This is a genomic window from Flavobacterium sp. (assembly GCF_046296355.1).
Lineage (GTDB): Bacteria > Bacteroidota > Bacteroidia > Flavobacteriales > Flavobacteriaceae > Flavobacterium.
In genome coordinates this window covers 1-2,070 of sequence record NZ_JBKBLM010000051.1, presented here as the reverse complement: position 1 = coordinate 2,070, position 2,070 = coordinate 1, and the positions used below count along the sequence as shown (strand labels likewise).

Sequence of the window (2,070 nt, the reverse complement as noted above, 5' to 3'; positions counted from 1 at the left end):
TAGCGTCTTACAGTATAGTTTTTCACAAGTTGGGTTTAGACTTTGGAAAATTAAACATTTATTTTTTAATACCATTCATCGAGTAAAAAATAGAAATTCAAATTATTTGCCTATTTTTAACTTACTAAATGATATTTAGCCTTGAATTTAAAACGAAAATTGCTATATTTTATTGCCTTGTTTCTCAACATTTACTGTATGAGCGGGCAAGATATTACCCTATACGAGCAATTTAACGGGCGGTATGATTTTACGTTCTTCGGGAACACTATGAACATAGTGGAAAACAACGCAACTTTAGACTTAGTAACCGTTACTTCATCTTCGGCTACCTTGAGTTTAAATCCGAATGACATGATTGAAAAAGCTTATCTCTATTGGGCCGGAAGTGGTGATGGTGATTTTGCCGTAAACTTAAATACCACGTCAATTACACCCGACAGAACCTTTGGTTATGTGCGAAATTTTGATGGGGTTATTTTTTCTTATTTTAGTGCTTTCAAAGACATTACCGCTTTAGTTCAAAGCACCGGAAACGGTAGTTATACTTTGTCCAATCTTGATATTTCACCATTTGAAGAGTTACACGCTACCAGAAGAACCAATTTTGCCGGTTGGGCCATTATTATCATCTACAAAAATGCTACTTTGCCTTTAAACCAAATCAATGTTTATGACGGTTTAGAAGGTGTTCCGGACGAATTGGCCATAACACTCGACAATTTAAATGTTATCGATAATGCCAATTCAAAAGTCGGTTTTTTAGCTTGGGAAGGCGATTCAGGTTTGGCCACAGAAGAGTTCAGAATAAACGGCGATTTATTGAGCAACACTTTAAATCCTTCGAGTAATGTTTTTAACGGAAGTAATTCCATTACCGGTAGTACCACTATGTTTAATATGGATTTGGACATTTATGACATACAAAATAACATAGCCATTGGCGACACTACTGCTGAAATATCGCTGACTTCCTTTCAGGATTTTGTGATGATTAATACTGTAGTGACCAAACTCAACAGCCAACTTCCGGATGCTACAGTCACGATAGATTCGGTAAATAAAACCTGTGATTCGAGAACCATAGTGGTCAATTATACGATTTCCAATTTGAATTGTACCGGCGCGCTTCCTGCAGACACTCCGATTTCAATATACATTAACGGCCAACTAATAGAAACTATTGAAACAACCGTCGCCATTCCCGTTGATGGCTATATTACCGGTCAAATAACTTTGGTAATACCCGATTCGGTTCCGGATACTTTTGAAATCGAATTTGTGGCCGATGACAAAGGCGATGGAACCGGTGTAGTAAATGAATTGGTGGAAACCAACAATGCGTTTGCTGTAAATGATACTCTTGTCACTTCGCCAACATTTAATCCATTAGAAAATTTAGTGTCTTGTAATCAAGGATTTACCCAAGCTACTTTTGATTTTTCTGCTTATGAGTCTTCGGTTAAAACTGACCCGGAAAACAGCGTTGGTTTTTATGAAAGTATGGAAGATGCTATGAATGGTGTTAATCCTATTTTCAATGCGCACAATTACACCGCTACTATCACTCCGAAAGAGATTTTTGTGAGATTGGACAATGAAAATTGTTTTGTGACCACTTCATTTTTACTGACTTCCAGAAATTGTCCGCCAACGGTTTACAACTATGTATCGGCGAATAATGACACCCGAAACGATACTTTCACCATTGCCGGATTGCAAAATGTTTTCTTAGACTATAAAGTAGAAATCTATAATCGTTGGGGGAAATTAGTGTGGACCGGTAACCAAAACACAGCCAATTGGGATGGTTACATCAAAGAAGGATTGGGAACTAAAAACGCACCTGACGGAACTTATTTCTATATTTTGTACTTAAATGACCCTGATTATCCTGAACCCTTAAGTGGTTATTTATATTTGGTTCATTAATAAGAAAAAACTTTGTAATTTTGTCCTGTAACTTCGGGATTACAACTCTATAATGAAACAAATCACCAGCGCACAAAACCCTTTTATCAAATCTTTGGTTTTATTACAAGAAAAGGCCAAAGCCAGAAAACAATCGGG

1 protein-coding gene and 1 pseudogene are annotated in these 2,070 nt (G+C 36.8%); both read left to right on the top strand.

What is annotated here, in order from left to right; translation table 11 throughout:
• Nucleotides 1-198: 198 nt before the first annotated feature.
• On the top strand, nucleotides 199-1,932 hold the full coding sequence (locus ACK4HO_RS12590) for a gliding motility-associated C-terminal domain-containing protein (RefSeq protein ID WP_409666318.1): 1,734 nt from the start codon (nucleotides 199-201) through the stop codon (nucleotides 1,930-1,932).
• Between the two features lie 52 nt (nucleotides 1,933-1,984).
• Nucleotides 1,985-2,070 (top strand): annotated as a pseudogene (locus ACK4HO_RS12585) (RNA methyltransferase); the annotation flags it as partial.

What these genes read in the sequence shown, in the direction of transcription:
- ACK4HO_RS12590 (WP_409666318.1), top strand. Translation starts at nt 199, where the DNA reads ATGAGCGGGCAAGATATTACCCTATACGAGCAATTTAACGGGCGGTAT.